The 18,787-nt window shown below is 64.5% G+C and carries 21 protein-coding genes; 15 read left to right on the plus strand and 6 right to left on the minus strand.

From position 1 onward, the window contains the following. The first annotated feature begins 9 nt into the window (after positions 1-9). The 5 genes from KYT87_RS21050 (at position 10) to KYT87_RS21070 (ending at position 3,917) form a co-directional block, all read left to right on the plus strand. Positions 10-981, plus strand: coding sequence for a LysR substrate-binding domain-containing protein (locus KYT87_RS21050; protein WP_219990775.1), 972 nt, complete (start codon positions 10-12; stop codon positions 979-981). Positions 982-1,097: 116 nt separating this feature from the next. Further along, a complete protein-coding gene (gene ycaC / locus KYT87_RS21055) occupies positions 1,098-1,724 on the plus strand; it encodes an isochorismate family cysteine hydrolase YcaC (protein WP_046806210.1) in 627 nt (208 codons plus the stop codon). A 144-nt stretch (positions 1,725-1,868) separates the two neighbouring features. Continuing rightward, positions 1,869-2,432 carry a DUF3455 domain-containing protein gene (locus KYT87_RS21060; protein ID WP_219990776.1) on the plus strand — a complete coding sequence of 188 codons (564 nt, stop codon included), beginning with the start codon at positions 1,869-1,871 and terminating at the stop codon, positions 2,430-2,432. A gap of 121 nt (positions 2,433-2,553) precedes the next feature. After that, positions 2,554-3,123: a sigma-70 family RNA polymerase sigma factor gene (locus KYT87_RS21065; protein ID WP_046806212.1), complete on the plus strand. Its 570-nt coding sequence runs from the start codon at positions 2,554-2,556 to the stop codon at positions 3,121-3,123. After that, entirely contained in the window at positions 3,120-3,917 is a 798-nt protein-coding gene (locus KYT87_RS21070; protein ID WP_219990777.1) for an anti-sigma factor domain-containing protein, read from the plus strand. Before KYT87_RS21065 ends, KYT87_RS21070 begins: the two co-directional genes overlap by 4 nt. Before the next feature lie 14 nt (positions 3,918-3,931). On the opposite strand, the gene KYT87_RS21075 is transcribed toward KYT87_RS21070, so the two are convergent. Then, complete coding sequence (locus KYT87_RS21075; protein WP_046806214.1) at positions 3,932-5,080, minus strand: sterol desaturase family protein; 1,149 nt, start codon at positions 5,078-5,080, stop codon at positions 3,932-3,934. A gap of 254 nt (positions 5,081-5,334) precedes the next feature. On the opposite strand from KYT87_RS21075, the gene KYT87_RS21080 reads away from it, so the two are divergent. Further along, entirely contained in the window at positions 5,335-5,559 is a 225-nt protein-coding gene (locus KYT87_RS21080; RefSeq protein ID WP_219990778.1) for a YdcH family protein, read from the plus strand. Between the two features lie 17 nt (positions 5,560-5,576). Here the strand turns inward: KYT87_RS21080 and KYT87_RS21085 are convergent, their stop codons facing one another. The 3 genes from KYT87_RS21085 to KYT87_RS21095 are packed head-to-tail and all read right to left on the minus strand — an operon-like array spanning position 5,577 to position 8,845. Further along, a complete protein-coding gene (locus KYT87_RS21085) occupies positions 5,577-6,563 on the minus strand; it encodes a tripartite tricarboxylate transporter substrate binding protein (RefSeq protein WP_162941250.1) in 987 nt (328 codons plus the stop codon). A gap of 33 nt (positions 6,564-6,596) precedes the next feature. Next, entirely contained in the window at positions 6,597-7,823 is a 1,227-nt protein-coding gene (locus KYT87_RS21090; RefSeq protein WP_104144526.1) for a CaiB/BaiF CoA-transferase family protein, read from the minus strand. 29 nt (positions 7,824-7,852) lie between these two features. After that, positions 7,853-8,845, minus strand: coding sequence for a hydroxymethylglutaryl-CoA lyase (locus KYT87_RS21095; RefSeq protein ID WP_219990779.1), 993 nt, complete (start codon positions 8,843-8,845; stop codon positions 7,853-7,855). 138 nt (positions 8,846-8,983) lie between these two features. Between KYT87_RS21095 and KYT87_RS21100 the strand changes: the two genes are divergently transcribed. The 3 genes from KYT87_RS21100 to KYT87_RS21110 all read left to right on the plus strand — a co-directional run bounded on the left by KYT87_RS21100 (position 8,984) and on the right by KYT87_RS21110 (position 11,660). Continuing rightward, positions 8,984-9,892: a LysR family transcriptional regulator gene (locus KYT87_RS21100; RefSeq protein ID WP_104144528.1), complete on the plus strand. Its 909-nt coding sequence runs from the start codon at positions 8,984-8,986 to the stop codon at positions 9,890-9,892. 171 nt (positions 9,893-10,063) lie between these two features. Then, positions 10,064-10,666, plus strand: coding sequence for a LysE/ArgO family amino acid transporter (locus KYT87_RS21105; RefSeq protein WP_219990780.1), 603 nt, complete (start codon positions 10,064-10,066; stop codon positions 10,664-10,666). 85 nt (positions 10,667-10,751) lie between these two features. Next, the gene (locus KYT87_RS21110) at positions 10,752-11,660 is read left to right on the plus strand and encodes a DNA/RNA non-specific endonuclease (RefSeq protein WP_219990781.1); all 909 of its coding nucleotides are present in this window, start codon (positions 10,752-10,754) and stop codon (positions 11,658-11,660) included. A 31-nt stretch (positions 11,661-11,691) separates the two neighbouring features. On the opposite strand, the gene KYT87_RS21115 is transcribed toward KYT87_RS21110, so the two are convergent. Continuing rightward, entirely contained in the window at positions 11,692-12,861 is a 1,170-nt protein-coding gene (locus KYT87_RS21115) for a zinc-dependent alcohol dehydrogenase (protein ID WP_104144530.1), read from the minus strand. A 180-nt stretch (positions 12,862-13,041) separates the two neighbouring features. On the opposite strand from KYT87_RS21115, the gene KYT87_RS21120 reads away from it, so the two are divergent. Both KYT87_RS21120 and KYT87_RS21125 read left to right on the plus strand, forming a co-directional pair. Then, positions 13,042-13,626 carry a DUF4142 domain-containing protein gene (locus KYT87_RS21120; RefSeq protein ID WP_255593394.1) on the plus strand — a complete coding sequence of 195 codons (585 nt, stop codon included), beginning with the start codon at positions 13,042-13,044 and terminating at the stop codon, positions 13,624-13,626. Positions 13,627-13,720: 94 nt separating this feature from the next. Then, positions 13,721-14,227, plus strand: coding sequence for a ferritin-like domain-containing protein (locus KYT87_RS21125; RefSeq protein WP_046806222.1), 507 nt, complete (start codon positions 13,721-13,723; stop codon positions 14,225-14,227). Positions 14,228-14,360: 133 nt separating this feature from the next. Here the strand turns inward: KYT87_RS21125 and KYT87_RS21130 are convergent, their stop codons facing one another. Then, on the minus strand, positions 14,361-15,005 hold the full coding sequence (locus KYT87_RS21130) for a hypothetical protein (protein ID WP_219990782.1): 645 nt from the start codon (positions 15,003-15,005) through the stop codon (positions 14,361-14,363). On the opposite strand from KYT87_RS21130, the gene KYT87_RS21135 reads away from it, so the two are divergent. The 4 genes from KYT87_RS21135 to KYT87_RS21150 all read left to right on the plus strand — a co-directional run bounded on the left by KYT87_RS21135 (position 15,004) and on the right by KYT87_RS21150 (position 18,786). After that, positions 15,004-16,302 carry an SDR family oxidoreductase gene (locus KYT87_RS21135; RefSeq protein ID WP_219990783.1) on the plus strand — a complete coding sequence of 433 codons (1,299 nt, stop codon included), beginning with the start codon at positions 15,004-15,006 and terminating at the stop codon, positions 16,300-16,302. The two genes, KYT87_RS21130 and KYT87_RS21135, sit on opposite strands and share 2 nt — an antisense overlap. Beyond that, entirely contained in the window at positions 16,302-16,766 is a 465-nt protein-coding gene (locus tag KYT87_RS21140; protein WP_046806225.1) for a DUF2269 domain-containing protein, read from the plus strand. The genes KYT87_RS21135 and KYT87_RS21140 overlap by 1 nt, the downstream gene beginning before the upstream one ends. Before the next feature lie 198 nt (positions 16,767-16,964). Next, a complete protein-coding gene (locus KYT87_RS21145; RefSeq protein ID WP_219990784.1) occupies positions 16,965-17,186 on the plus strand; it encodes a hypothetical protein in 222 nt (73 codons plus the stop codon). A 277-nt stretch (positions 17,187-17,463) separates the two neighbouring features. Then, a complete protein-coding gene (locus tag KYT87_RS21150) occupies positions 17,464-18,786 on the plus strand; it encodes a site-specific integrase (protein ID WP_219990785.1) in 1,323 nt (440 codons plus the stop codon). Position 18,787: the final 1 nt, after the last annotated feature.

An 18,787-nucleotide genomic window follows, 5' to 3' on the forward strand; every position in this document is an offset into this window, starting at 1 on the left:
CGGGAAGTCATGCACGATTTGAATGATCTTTACTACTTTGTCCAAGTCGTGAAACACGGCGGCTTCGCGCCCGCGGGCCGCGCGCTGGACATCCCCAAATCCCGCCTCAGCCGCCGCATTGCCCTGCTGGAAGAACGGCTGGGCGTGCGGCTGATCCAGCGTTCCACCCGCACCTTTGCCGTGACCGAATTGGGGCAGGAATATTACGACCAGTGCCTGTCGATGCTGGCCGGCGCCGAGGCCGCGCAAGACGTCATCGACCGCACCCATGCCGAGCCGCAAGGCACGATACGGATGAGCGCGCCGCCCGCTTTGATCTATTACTTTCTGGGCGATGTGGTCGCGCGGTTCATGCAGAAGTGCCCCAAGGTGCACGTGTATTTGAAGAGCTTTTCGCGTTCCGTGGACGTGCTGCGCGAAGGCTTTGACCTGGCCGTGCGGGTGCGCTTCGGCCCCCTGGAAAACAGCGATCTGGTCATGAAGCCGCTGGGCATGAGCTGCCAGAGCCTGGTCGCCAGCCCCGCGCTGGCCCGCAAGCTGCCGCCGGACGCCGACGTTGCCAGGATTGCCGAGCTGCCCACGTTGGCGCTGGGCACGGAACAGCGCGAATGCCAGTGGCGGCTGGACGGGCCTGATGGCGTGCGTCAGAACGTGGCGTTCACCCCGCGCCTGGTCACCGACGACATGCTGGCGCTGAAGCAGGCCACGATGCGCGGCGTGGGAGTGGCCGCGCTGCCCCTGATGATGATTCGCGAAGAATTGGACGCGGGCACGCTGGTGCCGGTGGGCGCGCCCTGGGTGCCGGAGCCGGGCGCCGTCCATGCGGTGTTCCCCTCACGGCGGGGGCTGCTGCCCGCCGTGCGCGAGCTGCTGGATTTCATGGCGACGGAGTACCGTGAAAACGCCCAGCGCGAATGCGATACGCAGCAGCGCCACGGCATCCCTGGCCCGAAAGCCCCGCACCCATCGTCCGATAAATAGAACGCTGAGACGCAATTTGCCCAACTACCGGGGCTATTGGTTGATATTTAGAATTCTGTTCATGCACTCACCGCGCAACACCGCGCACCAAACCTGAAGACATAACGGAGCAAACCATGACCAAGCCCTACGTGAAACTGGACAAGAACGAAGCCGCCGTCCTGCTGGTTGACCACCAAGCCGGCCTGCTTTCGCTGGTGCGCGATTTCCAACCGGACCAATTCAAGAACAACGTGCTGGCACTGGCCGATCTGGCCGAATACTTCAAGCTGCCCACCATCCTGACCACCAGCTTCGAAGACGGCCCCAACGGCCCGCTGGTCCAGGAACTGAAAGACAAGTTCCCCACCGCCCCCTACATCGCCCGCCCCGGCAACATCAACGCCTGGGACAACGAAGACTTCGTCAAGGCCGTCAAGGCCACCGGCAAGAAGCAGCTGATCATCGCCGGCGTGGTCACCGAAGTGTGCGTCGCCTTCCCCGCCCTGTCGGCCCTGGAAGAAGGCTTTGATGTGTTCGTCGTGACCGACGCCTCGGGCACCTTCAACGAAGTCACCCGCAACGCCGCCTGGAGCCGCATGGAACAAGCCGGCGCGCAGCTGATGTCTTGGTTCGGCGTGGCGTGCGAACTGCATCGCGACTGGCGCAACGACGTGGAAGGCCTGGGCACCCTGTTCGCCAACCACATCCCCGACTACCGCAACCTGATGGCGTCGTACTCGGCCAACCGCAAGGCCAAGTAAAGCCCGCCCGTTTTGCCAATGCAGGCCGGATGCAAAAATATTTGCATCCGGCCTGCATCCGTTTGGGCTCCCCGCGTGTAGTACCTGTACCGGCGCGCAATGGGCGCGTCGTCCACAGACCTTTCACGTTGCTGGAGACCGCTCATGAAGACCCAACGTTCGCACCGCATTCCCGCCGTTGCCGGCCTGTTCGCCGTGTCGCTGCTTGCCGCCTGCGGCTCGATGAGTTCCAAATCCATGGCTTATTCGCAGGCCAACCTGCCCGCCAGCGTCCAGGCGCCCGCCGGCAACAAGGTGGCCTGGGAAACCGTGGGCGTGGGCGAGATCACCTACGAATGCCGCGCCAAGGCCGATATGAAGGGCCAGGCCGAATGGGTGTTTGCCGGCCCGAAGGCCGTGCTTAACGACCGCAAGGGCAAGCAGGTGGGCACGTATTACGGCCCGCCCGCCACGTGGGAAGCCATGGACGGCTCGAAGCTGACCGGCACGCAAGTGGCCGTGGCGCCGGCGGGTGACGGCAACCTGCCTTACCAGTTGGTCAAGGCAAACCCCGCGATGGGCGCGGGCGCGTTGACCGGGGTGACCTACATTCAGCGCGTGGCCCTGAAGGGCGGCGTGGCGCCCAAGACCCCTTGCACCACCGCCATGCTGGGCCAGAAGAGCCAGGTGCAATACCAGGCCGACTACATTTTCTACAAGGCGAACTGATCCCGTGGGCCCGTCGTATTCCGACGGGCCCACGGCAGGGGACTCCGGGTAAGATGGCGCAACTTCCCACCGCGCAGGCTGATCACGCGCGGCCGCCCTCTTCCCGCTCCCCCGCTCTCGCATGCCGAACCGCCTTGATCCGGATTTCGATTACGAAGCCGCCTTGCAGGAATGCGCCGCCGGCCGCCGGGCCGCGCTGGAGGCCCTGTATCGGCAAGAAGGCCCGCGCCTGTTGGGTGTGGCCCAACGACTCCTGCGCGACCGCGCTTGGGCGGAGGACATCGTGCATGACGCATTCGTCAAGATCTGGAAGCAGGCGGGCGCCTTTGACGCATCGCGGGGTTCGGGACGTGGCTGGGTCTACAGCATCACCCGCAACCTGGCGTTGAACGCGCTGCGCGACACCGCGCGCGAAACCGACGTAGACGACGACGCCGCTGCCGCCCTGGACGCGCGACACGCCATCGAGGCCTGGCACGACACGCGTGACGCGTTCGACTGGCGCGCAAGCGCGGGCCGCATGGCTCCGTGCCTGGAAGAACTGGAACCCGTGCGCCGCAACTGCGTGCTGCACGCGTATGTCGAGGGGCTGACGCACAGCGAGATCGCGCAACGCCTGGGCGCGCCGTTGGGCACCGTCAAGGCATGGATCAAGCGCAGCCTGCAAGCGCTGCGGGAGTGCCTGGCATGAACGCCCCGCAAGATGCTTACGACGACACCGACGAACTGGCAGGCGAATACGTGCTGGGCACCTTGCCGGCCGACGCGCGCCGCGCGGTGCAAACGCGCATGACGCACGATGCCGCCCTGCGGGCCGCCGTGGCGCGATGGGAAGCGCGCCTGCTGCCATTGACCAATCTGTCGACCCCGGTGGAACCGTCGGCCAGCCTTTGGCCGCGCATCGTCGGCACCTTGGATGCGGCGCAGGCCAAGGGCACCGCCCATGCCCGCGTACAAGCCCATGCCCGGGGACAAGCCCAGACGAACACGTCGGCGGCCCTGCGGTCGCGCCCTATCGGCCCACCCAAGCCGGGGCTGTGGGACAGCCTGATGTTCTGGCGCAGCGTAGCCGTGGGCGGTATGGCGGCGGTGCTGATCCTGGGCAGCACGCTGGCGCTGCGCCCTGCATCGACGCCGTCGGCCCCGCAATACGTGGTGGTGTTGGTGGCGCCCCAATCGCAGGCGCCGGGCTGGGTGGTGCAGGCGCAGGCCGGGCAAAGCGCCGTGCAACTGGTGCCCATCGCCGCAACGGAAGTGCCGCCGGACCGGGCGCTGGAATTCTGGACAAAGGCCGACGGCTGGGCCGGCCCGGTATCGCTGGGTTTGATCAAGCCGGGCGAACCCGTCGTAATCCCGCTGGACAAGCTGCCGCCGCTGGAGCCCAACCAGCTTTTCGAGCTGACGCTTGAACCCAAGACCGGCTCGCCCATCGGCAAGCCGACCGGCCCGATTCAGTTCATCGGGCGCGCGGTCAAGATGCTGTAGCCGGCAGGCGCGGGCTAGCGCTTGCGGCTGAAGGGATACGCTTGCTGGGCAAGGAAGGTGCCCGGCATGTCGTTGTCCAGGATGCCGTAGTTTTCGGGCAGGCGATTGCCCACGCCGCGCACGGCCGTTCCAAAGATGTAGTCGATGAACGAGAAGTGGGCGGCGTAGTTCTTGTCGATGGCTTCCGTGTCCGACGAGTGGTGCCAATGGTGAAAGTCCGGCGTCACGATGATGTAGCGCAGCCAGCCCCACGGCAGCTTCACGTTGGAATGGATCAGCACGGCCTGGAAGCCGACGATGATGATGTAGGCGTCCAGCACAGCCTTTGAAAACCCCAGCACGAACAACACGCCAAGCACCGCCACGCGCGTGATCAGCAGTTCAACGATGTGCAGGCGCGATCCGGCCAGCCAGTCCAGCGTGCGCGTGCTGTGGTGCACGGCATGGATGCGCCACATGAACGGGACCTCGTGGTAGACCCGATGCGCCGCGTACTGCGCCAGGTCCGCCACCAGCACCGCTACGAACAATTCCAGCAGATACGGCATTGACTGAATGGCGGCCTGTAGCGGCTCGTAGGCTGCCCAGGAAAACAGCCGGTGGATGAAGAAGTTGATGCACAGCAGCACCGCCCCCACCGACAGGTGGTTGAACAGGAAATGCTTCATGTCCACCTGCCACTCGCCGCGAAACACGGGTTGGCCGGGATACAGCGGCGTCAGCTTTTCGAAAATGATGAAGACCATGCTGGACGCCAGCAGGTCCAGGATGAACCAGTCCAGGCCCAGGTACGGATGGTTGCCGGTATTGGACGTGGTCACTACGACCTGGCTACCCCCGGCGGCCACCGCGCAGCAGACCAGCACGAAAGCCGAAATATTCAGCCAGCGCTGGCGGCCCAGCACGATGTTGGCCAGTGCGATCGACCCTGACACGAGCAACGCGGAAAACAGCAGCGTGCGCATCGCCTCCACGGAATAGAAGGCGCGCAGTTCCGGCGTGGTCAGGTAAGCGGGAAAGTGGAAAGCCAATACGCCCAGCACGGCCAGAATGGCCAGGAACAGCGCGATCACGCCGCTCATCATGCCGGTGCCCGGGTGGATACGCCCGTCCTTGCTGAAAAGAGCAAAAACCTGCCGAACATTGGACGCGCGTTGTTTCATGTCTAAAAGATGACGGACCACGGGGTGCCGAGTGTATCTCCGGGCACACCCTTTCATGTAATCAAAAGTGAGCATCAACGACATTTTCACGCCGCGTATCTGCCGGCTTTGCGGGCGGTCAATTCACACCAAGGGCGGCGGGGGCCGCGTGGTTGACAAGGCGCGGGGGTTGGCGTGTCATGGGCGAGCCGACGCGTGCCGCGTCCCGGTGCGTCGCCGGTTCCCGTCAACGGGTTCCCAAGAGAGAGGCCCTAATGTTCCCTGAATATCGCCAACTCATTACGCAGATGAAATCCGAGAATGCGCATTTCTCGGCCTTGTTCCAGCGCCACAACGACCTGGACCAGGAGATTCAAAATATGGAGGACGGCGTCGTGCCAACCGCGGGCGTCAACATTGAAGTGCTGAAAAAAGAAAAACTACAGCTCAAGGACAAGCTCTACGGCCTGCTGCGGGCCGCCGACCAGAAGGCCGGCTGACACCCCAGCTTTGGGCGCTACATCAGCTCAAGCCCCGCCCCCCGCACGATGACCGCGTACTTGGCCATTTCAGAACGGAAGTACGCCGCCGTCTGCTCGGGGGGCATCAGCAAGATCTTGTTGTTCTGGGTGGCCATGGCCTGTTTGACCTCGGGCGCGTTGAACGCCCGCCCCAATGCGTCGTAGACGCGCCGCACCTCGGCCGCCGGCAGCTTTGCCGGCCCCGCTGCCGCGAACCAGCCGCCTATCTCGTAGTCAACCAGGCCCTGCTCGCGCGCGGTGGCAAGATCCGGCAATGCCTCCATCCGTTCGCCGCCACAGGCAGCCAGCGCCTTGAGCGCCCCGCTTTTGATCTGCGGCAGGACCGACGGCAGCGACAACACCCCGAAATCCACCTGCCCGCCGATCAGGTCCGCCATCATGGGCCCCACGCCCTTGTACGGAATATGGCGCGCCTTGACGCCCGCCTGCTGCACATACATTTCCGCCGCCAGATGCAGGATCGTGCCATTGCCCGACGACGCGTAGTTGTAGCGGCCCGGTTCCCGCGACAACAATGCCGTCAGATCCTTCAGGTTGTTGGCCGTGATGTTCTTCGGGTTGGCCACCAACAGGAACGGCGTCATGCCCACCATGCTGATCGGGGTGATGTCCGCCAGCGGATCGAACGGCAAGGACTTATAGACGCTGGGAAAAATCACATGGTTGTTCGACACCATGCTCAGCGTGTAGCCGTCGGGCGCCGACCGCACCAACGCCGACGTACCGACGATGCCGCCCGCGCCCGGCTGGTTTTCCACCACCACCGTGTGGCCCAGCGCCGACGACAAGGCCGGGCCGGCCGATCGCGTGATCGTGTCCACGCCCGAGCCCACGCCTACCGGCAGGATGAATTTCACGGGCCGGTCCGATTGCGCGCGCCCCAGGCCCGGCACGGCCAGCATCGCGGCGCCCAGCGCCCCCAATAGTTGTCGGCGGCTCCAACCCGCGCGTTGATCGTTCATGTCTGTCTCCTGGTTGTTTTTTATTGCCGTTCATCAGGCCACCGCGCCCTGCTCCCGAAGCGCCGCGATCTGCGTCGCGTCATACCCCAGGTCTGCCAGCAGTGCGTCGGTATCCGCGCCCAAGGTGGGGGGATGCTGTCGTACCCCAAGCCGATGGCCGTCCATCATCAAGGGGAATAGCGCCGCGCCCGCCATCTGGCCGGCGCGTTCGCCGTCGGGCAGCCGGATGTCGGCCAGCCCGCCCGTCGCGCGCAAATGAGGGTCGTCGTAAAGCGCTTCGGGTTTGACGATGGGCGCGAACGGTAGGCCGATGCGTTCGAACACCGCCGCCAGTTCCGCCGCGCTGTACCCCGCCAGACGCGCGCGCAGGTCCGCCAGCAAGGTGGGGCGCAAGCGCACACGGTCGTTGTTGGTTGCCATGGCGGGGTCGCGCTTCAAATCATCAAAGCCGAAAGCGTCGCAAAACGTGATCCACTGCGCATCGCTGACGGCCGCCAGGAAAATCTGCTCGCCATCCTTCACGGTGAAAACGTCGTACAGCGCCCAGGCGGATACACGTTCGGGCATCGGTGCGGACGGCTGGCCGGTGATCGCGTATTGCAGCATGTGCTGCCCCACCAGGAAGACATTGTTCTCGAACAGCGCCGATTGCACTTCCTGGCCGCGTCCGGTGATGCCCCGCTGGATCAGCGCGGCCATCGCGCCGATGGCGCCGAACATGCCGCCCATGATGTCGTTCACGCTGGTGCCGGCGCGCACCGGGTCGCCGGGCCGCCCGGTCATATAGGCCAGGCCGCCCATCATCTGCACGACTTCATCCAGCGCGGTGCGCATGGCGTAGGGCCCGGGCAGGAAACCCTTGTGGCTGACGTAGATCAGCCGGGGGTTGTCACGTGCCAGCGACGCGTAATCCAGCCCGTACCTGGCCATGGTGCCCGGCCGGAAATTCTCGGCAACCACGTCGGCGCCGGCGGCCAGCTTGCGCGCGGCCTCGGCGCCGGCGGCGCTGTGGATGTCCAGCGCAATGCTCTTCTTGTTGCGGTTGAACATGGGAAAAAACCCCGCGCCCACGCCCAGCAGATGCCGCGTGCGGTCACCCTGTACGGGCTCGACCTTGATGACTTCCGCCCCCAGGTCGGCAAGCACCATGCCGCAGGTCGGGCCCATCACCATGTGCGTGAATTCGACCACGCGCAGGCCGGCAAGCGGCAACGCGCGCGAAGTCTGCGGCAAGGACGGTTCTTGATGTGGTTGTGACATGACAAAGCTCGTGTGAAGTGCGCGGGCGCTTAAAGGCGCGCGCCGCGGGAACCATGGGTGTGAAGCTGCGCAAGCGAATGCGATGCAGCGCGGAACGTCTTGGGCACGCCGGCGCGCCACAACGCCCCATGCAACGGCTGCCCGGGCAGCCATCCATCCACGGCAGCGCGCAGCGCCAGCAGGGGATCGATGTCCACGCCGGTGGCGATGCCCATGCTTTCCAGCATGAACACCAGGTCTTCCGTACTGACGTTGCCGCTGGCGCCGGGCGCATGTGGGCACCCGCCGATGCCGCCCAGGCAGGCGTCAAAGCGCGACACGCCGGTCTGCAACGCGGCCAGCACATTGGCCAGGCCCAGCCCTCGCGTGTCGTGAAAGTGCGCACAGCACAGGCGCTCGCCGGCAATGCGGCGCGCGTCGGTAAACAGACGCTGCACCGCCGCGGGGTCCGCATAGCCCACCGTATCGGCCAGGCTGACGCGGTCCGCGCCGGCGTCCAGCAGCGCCTGCATCAAGCGCAACACGTCGTGCGGCGGTACCTGCCCCTGCAAGGTGCAGCCAAAGGCCGTGCCGACGCCGCCTTCGATCAACATCGACGAGCCCGCCGCGTCGCGCGCCGCGCGTATCTGGCCCACCATCTCGACGACCTCGTCGGGCGTTTTGCGCAGGTTTGCCACGCTGTGTGCATGGCTGGCCGACAAGGGCACCAGCATCAGGTCGGCGCCGCTATCCAGCGCGCGTTCGGCGCCCTTTACGTTGGGCACCAGGACCGACACCGACAGACCGGGCAGTTTTTTCGCGTGAGCCACCAGCGCGTCCGTGTCCGCCAACTGCGGCAGCAGACGGGCGGGCACAAAAGAGCCGACCTCGATTTCGCGTTGACCGGCGGCGTAGGCGGCGTCGATCCATTCGCATTTGGTGTGGGTTGGCAGCACCACGGGCAGGCTTTGCAGCCCATCGCGCAGCCCCACTTCGCGCACGACGGCGGTGGGGGAAATCACAAAAGATGGGGCAGTCGGCATGGCGGCGGATTCGGCAAGGGGTGGGAAGACCGATGAAGATGAAGATGAAGCCAGTTTAGATATTCTCTATTCGCGCACCAGCGGTATTTTGGAACGTTTAATATTCCCAATCGGAATTTCATATCAAGGCAGCCCGCCATGCGCGATCTGGACATCACCACCCTGCGCCTGTTCATCTCGGTATGCGAAACCGGCAATATTGCGCGCGCCGGCGAACGCGCCAGCATCGTGGGATCGGCCATCAGCAAGCGACTGGCGCAACTGGAAGACACGGTGGGCGCCAAGCTGCTGACCCGCAAACGCCGGGGCGTCGAGCCCACCGAGGCTGGCGAGACCCTGCTGGAACACGCGCGCGCCATATTGGCCAGCTCGGACCGCATCGAACGCGACATGTCGGCCTATGCCAGCGGCGTCAAGGGCCAGGTCCGCATCCTGGCAACGGCGTCCGTGCTGGCGGAATCCCTGGCCGACGACATCGCGGCGTTTCTGCAAATGGCGCCCCATCGCAACATCCGGGTCGACATGGAAGAACGCGTCAGCCAGGAGGTCGTGCGCGAGGTAAAGGGCGGCATTGCCAGCCTGGGCATCTGCTGGGACGCGGCCGACTTCCACGGCCTGCAAACCCGGCCCTACCGGGGCGACCGCCTGGCTGTCGTGACCGCGCCCGGCCATCCACTGGCGCAGCGCGAGGCGGTATGGTTTGACGACGCGCTGGACTTCGAACACGTCAACATGCCCGCCGCCGGCGCGGTCTTGCGCATGTTGCAGACGGCGGCCAGCCATAGCGGCAAGACCCTGCGCCACCGCGTCACCGTCAGCAATTTCGATTCGGCGTTTCGTGTGGTGTTGGCCGGCCTGGCCATCAGCGTCGCGCCCATCGAGGTCGCCACGCCCTATGCGCTGGCCCATGGGCTGCGCGTGCTGCCACTGCTGGATCCCTGGAGCCATCGCCGCTTTGCCATCTGCCTGCGCGACGCGCAAGCGCTGTCGGCGGCGGCCAGCCTGTTGCTGGACCATTTGGTGGCGGCCGGACATGCCTCTGCGTGAACGCCACCACGGCGCGGCAAGGCACGGCGTGCCGGGCCGGGCATGTACCCAAGTTCGCATATGGCGCGCCCCCGGACATCGTCTTAAGCCGCCCTGAACTCGGTTTAGATTAATTAGTTTTTCTAATCTGGCCCCAGCAGCTAGTCTGTCGCCCTTTTCATGGGGGTTGCAATGACGACCGCGTTCGTTCCTGGATTTTTGCTCAGCCTGGGCCTGATCGTTGCCATCGGGGCGCAAAACGCTTTCGTCCTGCGACAAGGCCTGCGCCAGGAATATGTGTTTGCCGTGTGCCTGGCCTGCGCCGTGTCCGACGCCATCCTAATCGCGACGGGCGTGGCCGGCTTCGGGCTGGCGGTGGACACGCTGCCCTGGCTGGAGCCGGCCATGCGCTATGGCGGCGCGCTGTTCCTGTTTGTGTACGCGCTGCGCAGCCTGCGGTCGGCGTGGCGCACGCAGCACGACAGCCTGGCGCCGTCGGCCACGCAGACAGCCGGGCTTGGCGCCACGCTGGCCACCTGCCTGGCGTTCACCTGGCTGAACCCGCATGTCTACCTGGACACCGTGGTGCTGCTGGGGTCCATCTCCAGCCAATACGAAGGGCAGAAAGTCGCCTTCGCGCTGGGCGCCATGTCGGCTTCGTTCGCGTTTTTCTTCACGCTGGGTTACGGCGCCCGCCTGCTTCGACCGCTGTTCGCCAACCCGCGCGCCTGGCGCGTGCTCGATGCCTGCGTGGGCGTGGCCATGCTGGCCATCGGCTTGAAATTGGTGCTGTAAACGCGCCGGCTTGCGGCTGGCCGCAGTCATCTACAATCCGTTGACGCCGGCCGCATCAAGGGCCGGCCCGCAACACACAGGTAGCATGACGCGCGCGAAGAAACCAGCAGCAAGAAAGAAACGCCCCGCCGCCCGGGGCAATACAAAATCCGCCGGCCGAGCCTACCGGTTCATCAGGGCGCTGCTGGTGTCGTCGTTGGCCAGCTTCGGCGCCGCCACCTATGTGCTGAAACCGCAATGGCCCGCGCAACTGACGCCCGACGCCATTCTGGCTCGCCTGGGTTGGCCCGCGCAGGAAAAAATTGCCCCGGCCGTGATTCCGTCGGGCGCGCTGACCCACACGCGGTTTGCCGACTGTCCGCAGTTCTTTCCGAAAGGCCAGATGCCTGTCGTGCCGTCCGGCGCGGCGCTGCGCGAACTGTGCTTTACCGGCTTTGCCGTCTTGCATAACGGTCAAACCAAAACCCCCGTTTTCGTTGTTGAACGCCTGAACCGCAAGCTGCTCGCGCAGGCGCAGGGCATGCAGCGCACTGACAAGTTCTACGCGGAAGCGCGGCTGCCCGGCGCCGAACGCGCCGCGCTGGATGACTACAAGGGGTCGGGCTATTCGCGCGGCCACATGGCGCCGGCCGGCGATATGTATTCCAAGGAAACCATGGCGCAAAGCTTCTCGCTGGCGAACATGGTGCCCCAAGATCAGACACAGAACGCGGGCTCGTGGAGCCGCATCGAGCAGGACACGCGCAAATACGTCATGCGCGCGGCGGGCGACGTGTACGTCTATACCGGCCCCTACTACAGCGGCAAACCGGCGACGATCGGCGCCGGCGTCGCCGTGCCCAGCCACGTCTATAAAGTCGTGTACGACGCCACGACGGGCCGCTCGTGGGTGCACTGGCAGGCCAACGCCGCCAGCGCCAGGGAAGGCGCGCCCATCAGCTACGACGAATTCGTGCGCCGCACCGGCATGCAGCTGCTGCCGTCGGGCGGCTAGCCGACGGCAGCCGTGCGCGGGGTCGCAACGATTACGGCTTCAACACCACCTTGATGCAGCCGTCCTGCTTGTCGCGGAAGGTCTTGTACATGTCCGGGCCGGCTTGCAGATGTTCGTGGTGCGTGATGACGAATGACGGATCGATGCGGCCTTTGACGATCATGTCCAGCAACTCATCCGTCCAGCGTTGCACGTGCGTCTGGCCCATGCGCCAGGTCAGCCCCTTGTTCATCGACGCGCCAAACGGAATCTTGTCGATCATGCCGCCGTATACGCCAGGCACGGACAACACGCCCCCCGGCCGGCATACGTAGATCATTTCACGCAGCACGTGCGGCCGGTCGGTCTCGGCGCCCACCGCCTGCTTCACGCGGTCGTACATGCCCCCCATGGCGCTGGCTGAATGCGACTCCATGCCCACCGCGTCGATGCACTTGTCCGGCCCCTTGCCCTGCGTCAGCGCGTTCAGCCGTTCCACCACGCTTTCTTCCTCGAAGTTGATCGTAATGGCGCCGCCGTCCCTGGCCATCTTCAACCGCTCGGGCACATCGTCGATGCAGATCACCTGACGGGCGTTGAGCAGCACGGCGCTGCGCACCGCCATCTGGCCCACCGGCCCCGCGCCCCACACCGCAACGGTATCGGTGGGCTCGATCTCGCATTGCATCGCGGCCTGCCATCCCGTGGGCAGGATGTCGCCCAGGAACAGGACCTGGTCGTCGGTGAGTTCGGGCGGTACGGGAATATGCGTGGTGTCGGCCCACGGCACCCGGACGAATTCCGCTTGTCCGCCCGCGTAGCCGCCCGTCAGGTGCGTGTAGCCGAACAGCCCGGCCGTGGTGTGACCGAACATCTTGGCCGCATCGTCGGCATTGCGGTTGGTGCGTTCGCAGACCGAAAAATTGCCCCGTCGGCATTGGTCGCACTGACCGCAGGTGATGGTGAATGGAATCACCACGCGGTCCCCTACTTTCAGGCGCTTGGTCTCGCTACCCACTTCGACGACCTCGCCCATGAATTCGTGCCCCATCACATCGCCCGATTTCATTTCCGGCATGAAGCCGTCGAACAAGTGCAGGTCCGACCCGCAGATGGCGCAGGCGCTGACCTTGATGATGGCGTCGCCGGGATGTTCCAGAATCGGATCCGGAACCGTGTCGTACCGGATGTCGTGCTTTCCGTGCCAGCAAAGTGCTTTCATGTGTGTCCCCTTAGACATGCAACCGCAGCGTTGCGAATCGCGCGGTTGGGGCAGCAACTATCGTGCCTTCGCAGCGGGTTTTCCGGGCGCTACCGCGTGCGTGCGTGGGCATGCGGATTGCTAGGTTGCATGGCCCCGCCGGGCGGCATCGCGCGGGCGGGCCTCACCCAGGAGACACGCATGACCAAGCACGTCTATGTCGCAGCGCTTTGCGGCGCCATCATGTTGGGCGCACATGGCGTGGCCGCCGCGCAATCCGCACAATCCGCGCCCAAGCCGGACCCCGCCGACTCCGCCGCGTCGATCACCAAGCTCAATAGCGAAGACCGCGGCTTCCTGACCCGGGCGGCGGAATCGGGTTATCTGGAAGTGGACGGCAGCAAACTGGCGTTGAAGAAATCGCAGAACGCAAAGGTCAAACAGTTCGCGCAAAAGATGGTCGACGACCACACCCGCGTGGGGCAGCAATTGCAAGCGCTGGCAAAACAGAAAGGCTTCGAGACGCCGAAGGAGCCCTCGCTGGTGCAAAGCGCCAAGCTCAAGGCGCTGGACCTGCGCAGCGACGGCTTTGACGAGGCGTACAGCGACGAGATCGGGGTGGCCGCGCACGAAGACGCCGTCGAACTCTTCGACAAGGCCACCAAAGAGTCCAACGATCCCGACCTGAAGCGCTTTGCCGCCAACACGCTACCCGCGCTGAAGCGCCATCTGCAAGAAGCGCGCGCACTGCAAAAGGCCATTAAGGGCCACGGCCAGGCGAAATAGCACGGCGCGCCAGGCATGGTGTTTGCTGAATGGCGCTGCGCCAATCATGGCCACCTTCACACCCATCACACCCATCAACACACGGGAGCAGACAATGACCCAGAAGACTTTGCAGGATCTATTCGTGCATGAACTGTCGGACATCTACAGCGCCGAGAAGCAACTGACGCGGGCGTTGCCGAAGATGGCCCGCGCCGCTTCGGACCCAGCGCTTGCTGAAGCGTTCACCCAGCATCTGGAAGAAACGCGCGGCCAGGTCGAACGCATCGACAAGATCATCGAATCCGCCGACTTCCGCCTCAAGCGCATCAAGTGCGCGGCGATGGAAGGCCTGGTGGAGGAAGGCCGCGACGTGATCGAAGACGTTGAAAAAGGGCCGGTGCGCGATGCTGCGTTGATTGCCGCCGCGCAGAAGGTCGAGCACTACGAAATTGCCGGCTACGGCACGTTGTGCACCTTCGCCAAGCAGTTGGGCCTGACCGAGGCGTTGACGCTGTTGAAGGAAACGTTGGCCGAGGAAAAGGCCACCGACGAAAAGCTCAGCATGCTGGCGCTACAGCAGACCAACGCGGAAGCCGCGCAGGCTGGTAAAGCCAAGTAAGGCCAGGCAAGCGGCCTGAGCCGCCCACACCCCGAGGTCCGACGCGTGGGGGCGTCTTCGGATCTCGGGGTGTTTTCTTGATGCGCGGGTCCGAACGGTGCCGCAGCCGGGTCAATCCCGAATCGAACCGGCATCAATCACGTATGCGTGAAGGCCGCCGAGCACGACGGCGGCTGCCGCCTGCATCGTTCCGCCTGCCTGGCGATGCCCCGCCCGTTGCCAACGCAATGCCGACGCCGAAAGCGATATACACCAACAGCAAGGCGCCGCGCGTCAGTCGCTGCTCAAAGCCGGGTTGCAAGCGCTTGGGCGTTAATTGGTAATCGGCAAAACACGATGTGGCGGCCACCAGCGCCCCTTCCATCCACGGCCGCTTGCCCCAGCGCGTCTGCTGTGCGCGTGCGCTGGCCCGGGCGTGCAGCGTGGCCCAGAAGACAGACGCCGCATGGTGGATCAGCAGGCCGGTCGCCGTGTGCTTCCAGCTGGGGTCATCCTGGTGCAGCGCGCGCTCGCCCCACAGCCACTGGCTGGTCGCATTGGTCGCGGCGGCGGCATGCCCGGTCTGGTGCTTAGCCAACGCAATCAATGCCAACGTGGACAACGCGCTAGCCGCGCTACCGCTGCGTACGCCTTCTACAAAAGCTTGCCGCCATTCATGCATGGTGATCCCCTGGTTGATGTGGTGGCAGCCCGGGGGTTGTTGCCCGACCTCGCCAGGTATGCAGTTTGCTGAACCCGCTGAACCGATCTGGCGCCGCGACAAAAAAGGAACAGGCATGAAAATTCTGCTGACCGGTGCGCATGGATTTATCGGCAGCCGGCTGGTCGACGCCCTGCGCGAAGACGACCATCAGCTGGTATGCCTGGTGCGCACGCCACGCCCCCGCGACTTGAACGTGCCGCGAGCAAGATACGTGCCCGCGGACTTTTCTCGGCTGACGCGGGTGGAAGACTGGGCGCCGCTGTTGTCCGGCGTGGATGCCGTTATCAATACCGTCGGAATTTTTCGGGAGTCGGGTTCGGCCAGCTTTGCCAACGTGCACGACAAGGCGGCCAAGGCGCTGTTCGCGGCGGCCCGGCAATACGGCGCGCAGGTCATCCAGTTTTCGGCGCTGGGGGCGGATGCCGAGGCCGCATCGGGCTTTCATATCAGCAAGCGCGCAGCGGACGAGGCGTTGCGCGCGGCCGGCGCACCGGCTTACATCGTGCAGCCGTCGCTGGTCTATGGCGTGGGCGGCAGCAGCGCCGCGCTGTTCAACCAGCTTGCCGTCATGCCTGTCGTCGCTTTGCCTGCGGGCGGCTGGCAGCGCGTTCAGCCCGTGCACATCAATGATGTGGTTGCGGGCGTGCGCGCGATGCTGGCGCAGCCGGCGCCCGGTGCGGTCACCGTGGCGTTCTGCGGCCCCGAACCCATCACGGTGCGGACCTACCTGTCGATGCTGCGCGGCGGGCTGGGCATGGCGGGAAGGCAGTGGATCATTCAGGTGCCGTCGCGTATGGCGAGCGCCGCGGCCAGGGCCGGCAGCTGGATGCCAGGCTCCTTGATCGACGCGGACAGCCTGGCCATGTTGAACCGCGGTAATACCGGCAACCCGATCGCCTTCGCCGCGCTGCTGGGCCGCAGCCCCGTCGCCCCCCCTTCGTTCATAGCGCCGCATGAGCAGGCACCGCTGCGCGCCGACAGCATCCTGCGCACGATGCTGCCCGTGATGCGGCTGTGCATCGCCGCCGTCTGGCTATGGACGGCGGCGGTGTCCATGGGCTTGTACCCCATCCAGGACAGCCTGGCGCTGCTTGCCGACGCCGGCGTGCCCCACGCCCTGGCCCCGATCATGCTGGCGGGCGCGGCGGGCCTGGACCTGGTGCTGGGCGTGTTGACGTTGATGAACCTGGGGGGGCGCAAGCGCTGGGTGTGGCTGGCGCAGATGGCCTTGATACTGGGCTACACCGCCATCATCACCGTGCAATTGCCCGAGCAATGGCTGCACCCCTTCGGCCCCATTTCGAAAAATGTGCCGATGCTGGCGGTGCTGGCGCTGCTGTATCTATGCGATAGCCGCGCGCGGAGGCCGTGATGGAATATCTTTGGTTCAAGCTGCTGCACATTCTGTCTTCCACGCTGCTGTTCGGCACGGGCATCGGGTCGGCGTTCTACCTGCTGTGCGTGGTCCTGCGCCGCGACGTCAAGGTGGTGGCCTCGGTGGCGCGCGTGGTTGTCGTGGCCGACTGGCTGTTCACCGCCACCACCGCCGTCATCCAACCGCTGACCGGCTGGTATCTGGCCCACCTGATGCAGTTGCCCTTGAACACGCCGTGGCTGTCCGCCTCGTTGATGCTGTATGCGGTGGCGATCGCTTGCTGGTTGCCGGTCGTGAGGCTGCAAATGCTGATGCGCGACAGCGCGACGGCCTCGGCCGCCGCCGGCGAACCGCTATCGCCCCGGTTCATGCGCTACTTTCGCGCATGGTTCGTGCTGGGCTTTCCGGCGCTGGGCGCGTTCCTGGGGATTTTCTGGCTGATGGTGTTCAAGCCGGCGTAGGGGTGGGCCGTGGACGGATCCGGCGCCTTTGCATCCGTCCCCGTGGCGCGGCCTGCTGCCGTCTGGTGCCGCTTGCTGCCGCTTGGCGCCGCCTGGTTCGGGTAAGGGGGGCCAGCTTGGAACGGGACTTGCTGAGCGGCACTGGCACCGCCCGACAAGCACGGGCGGTTCTTGGATGCTTCACGTCAGGAGAAAACAATGAAAACGCAGATCAGCTATCGCAAACTCGACGGCGACCACGGCGTCGCCCTGGTCAACGGCGGTATCTCAGAGACACTGCAAGCCAAGCGTGAATTGGCGAACTGGCTGGAACTGCCTGAAGGCAGCAGCGCCAACACCGAAGAACAACAGGTGGACAGCCGCCTGAAACAAGGCGGCATTGCCCCGGAATCGGTGCAGTTCAACCACATCAGCGAATAGCCCGCCACAAAAGCACAAGGGCTTACGCCATAAAAGCGTAAGCCCTTGATTTTTTTGGTCGGGGCGGTGGGATTCGAACTCACGACCCTCTGCTCCCAAATCGTTTTTTGTCGCGTTTTTGAGGGTTTGGCGTGGTTTGTACCGGTCGAGTTTTCAGCGACATATCAATGACATAGCAATTATTAGAGTTCGTCCCGGTTTGTCTTGGTTTGACTGAAGCGCCGTTTCAGTGGTCCACTTTGCGGTCCACCCTCCCACGCACTCTGACGATCCGGCAATGGCAACGAACTTATTAACCGACCGAGCAATCCTCGCCGCAAAGCCCAAAGCTAGAGAATACGAACTCACTGACGGTGGAGGGCTCGCCCTTCGTATCAAAACCAACGGGACGAAAATGTGGGCGGTCCGCTACACGAGCCCGACCACTGGAAAGCGCGTGCGCGAGTATATCGGAACCTATCCGGGATTACGCCTAGCCGATGCGCGCGAAAAGGCCACGCAACGGAAGGCCCTCGTCGCCCAAGGCATCAGCCCCGACGCGGCCTCCGTTCTGCTGGAGGAGCAATCGGGCACGCCAACCACGGTCGGCGACCTCTACGACGTGTGGTATGACAAGCACGTCTTGCGCAACCGCTCCAGCGAAAGCGACAAGGCGTCGATCAAGAGCCGCTTCGAAAACTACGTCAAACCGAGGGTTGGCGATATCGCGCTGACCAAGATCCGTCGCGGCCAATTGATGCAGGTGATTGACGCAGCTCGAGAGGCCAACAAGATGCGCACCGCCAATCTCCTGTTGGGAGAACTGGGCCAAATGTTCCGCTACGCGGCTGCGCGGGAGTGGATGCAGGGTGACCCCACTGCCGCCATCACGCGGAAAGACGCCGGTGGGCAGGACAAGGAAAGCGATCGCGTACTTGATGATTCGGAAATCGTCATGTTGCGCGACATCCTTGCCACGCCACCGGAATCGAAGTCCCGCTATTACGTCGCTAGGCGGCGCGTACTGCCGGTCCATACCGAGCTAGCTGTTTGGTGGACCCTCGCTACGTTGGCGCGCGCCGTGGAGGTTGCAACCATGAAACGCAAAGGCATCGTAAACCGCAAAGCCGCCACCTGGACCATACCCGCCGAAGTCTCCAAGAACAAGAAACCTCATTTAGTGCATCTGAGCCCGTTCGCGCTGGCCGTATGGGATCGCATGTGCGAGATCCCAGGGGACGGCGAGTATGTGTTTGAGGGACGCGATGGTGGGCACGTGTCGGAAACGGAAGTGACCCGGCGCCTGTCCGACCGGCAGACGCGGGCAAAGCCGGTCAAGGGACGCAAGAACAGCACGATACTGGACTTACCTGGCGGCCATTGGACGCAGCACGATCTGCGCCGCACGGGGGCCACAATTATGGGCGAACTTGGTATCTCGTCCGATGTAATCGACCTCTGCCTGAACCACAAGAAAGCGAAGAAGACCACCCGGACCTACCAGCGACAGACGATGTTGCCCCAGCGACAGGAAGCGTTCGATGCCTTGGGGGCGCACTTGACAAAACTGTTAGGCGCCCCGGCCGACTGGCTACCTTCCGTCACCGTTGGCGCGGGTTAAG

The sequence above is a fragment of the Achromobacter sp. ES-001 genome (assembly GCF_019448355.1).
Lineage (GTDB): Bacteria > Pseudomonadota > Gammaproteobacteria > Burkholderiales > Burkholderiaceae_B > Achromobacter > Achromobacter spanius_B.

Coding starts and splice junctions, on each gene's coding strand:
- KYT87_RS21095 (WP_219990779.1), bottom strand. CDS start 8,845: ATGCCGACTGCCCCATCTTTTGTGATTTCCCCCACCGCCGTCGTGCGC.
- KYT87_RS21075 (WP_046806214.1), bottom strand. CDS start 5,080: ATGAAACAACGCGCGTCCAATGTTCGGCAGGTTTTTGCTCTTTTCAGC.
- KYT87_RS21100 (WP_104144528.1), top strand. CDS start 8,984: ATGCGCGATCTGGACATCACCACCCTGCGCCTGTTCATCTCGGTATGC.
- KYT87_RS21090 (WP_104144526.1), bottom strand. CDS start 7,823: ATGTCACAACCACATCAAGAACCGTCCTTGCCGCAGACTTCGCGCGCG.
- KYT87_RS21080 (WP_219990778.1), top strand. CDS start 5,335: ATGTTCCCTGAATATCGCCAACTCATTACGCAGATGAAATCCGAGAAT.
- KYT87_RS21105 (WP_219990780.1), top strand. CDS start 10,064: ATGACGACCGCGTTCGTTCCTGGATTTTTGCTCAGCCTGGGCCTGATC.
- KYT87_RS21125 (WP_046806222.1), top strand. CDS start 13,721: ATGACCCAGAAGACTTTGCAGGATCTATTCGTGCATGAACTGTCGGAC.
- KYT87_RS21130 (WP_219990782.1), bottom strand. CDS start 15,005: ATGCCTGTTCCTTTTTTGTCGCGGCGCCAGATCGGTTCAGCGGGTTCA.
- KYT87_RS21110 (WP_219990781.1), top strand. CDS start 10,752: ATGACGCGCGCGAAGAAACCAGCAGCAAGAAAGAAACGCCCCGCCGCC.
- KYT87_RS21120 (WP_255593394.1), top strand. CDS start 13,042: ATGACCAAGCACGTCTATGTCGCAGCGCTTTGCGGCGCCATCATGTTG.
- KYT87_RS21140 (WP_046806225.1), top strand. CDS start 16,302: ATGGAATATCTTTGGTTCAAGCTGCTGCACATTCTGTCTTCCACGCTG.
- KYT87_RS21115 (WP_104144530.1), bottom strand. CDS start 12,861: ATGAAAGCACTTTGCTGGCACGGAAAGCACGACATCCGGTACGACACG.
- KYT87_RS21070 (WP_219990777.1), top strand. CDS start 3,120: ATGAACGCCCCGCAAGATGCTTACGACGACACCGACGAACTGGCAGGC.
- KYT87_RS21050 (WP_219990775.1), top strand. CDS start 10: ATGCACGATTTGAATGATCTTTACTACTTTGTCCAAGTCGTGAAACAC.
- ycaC (WP_046806210.1), top strand. CDS start 1,098: ATGACCAAGCCCTACGTGAAACTGGACAAGAACGAAGCCGCCGTCCTG.
- KYT87_RS21150 (WP_219990785.1), top strand. CDS start 17,464: ATGGCAACGAACTTATTAACCGACCGAGCAATCCTCGCCGCAAAGCCC.
- KYT87_RS21065 (WP_046806212.1), top strand. CDS start 2,554: ATGCCGAACCGCCTTGATCCGGATTTCGATTACGAAGCCGCCTTGCAG.
- KYT87_RS21085 (WP_162941250.1), bottom strand. CDS start 6,563: ATGAACGATCAACGCGCGGGTTGGAGCCGCCGACAACTATTGGGGGCG.
- KYT87_RS21060 (WP_219990776.1), top strand. CDS start 1,869: ATGAAGACCCAACGTTCGCACCGCATTCCCGCCGTTGCCGGCCTGTTC.
- KYT87_RS21145 (WP_219990784.1), top strand. CDS start 16,965: ATGAAAACGCAGATCAGCTATCGCAAACTCGACGGCGACCACGGCGTC.
- KYT87_RS21135 (WP_219990783.1), top strand. CDS start 15,004: ATGAAAATTCTGCTGACCGGTGCGCATGGATTTATCGGCAGCCGGCTG.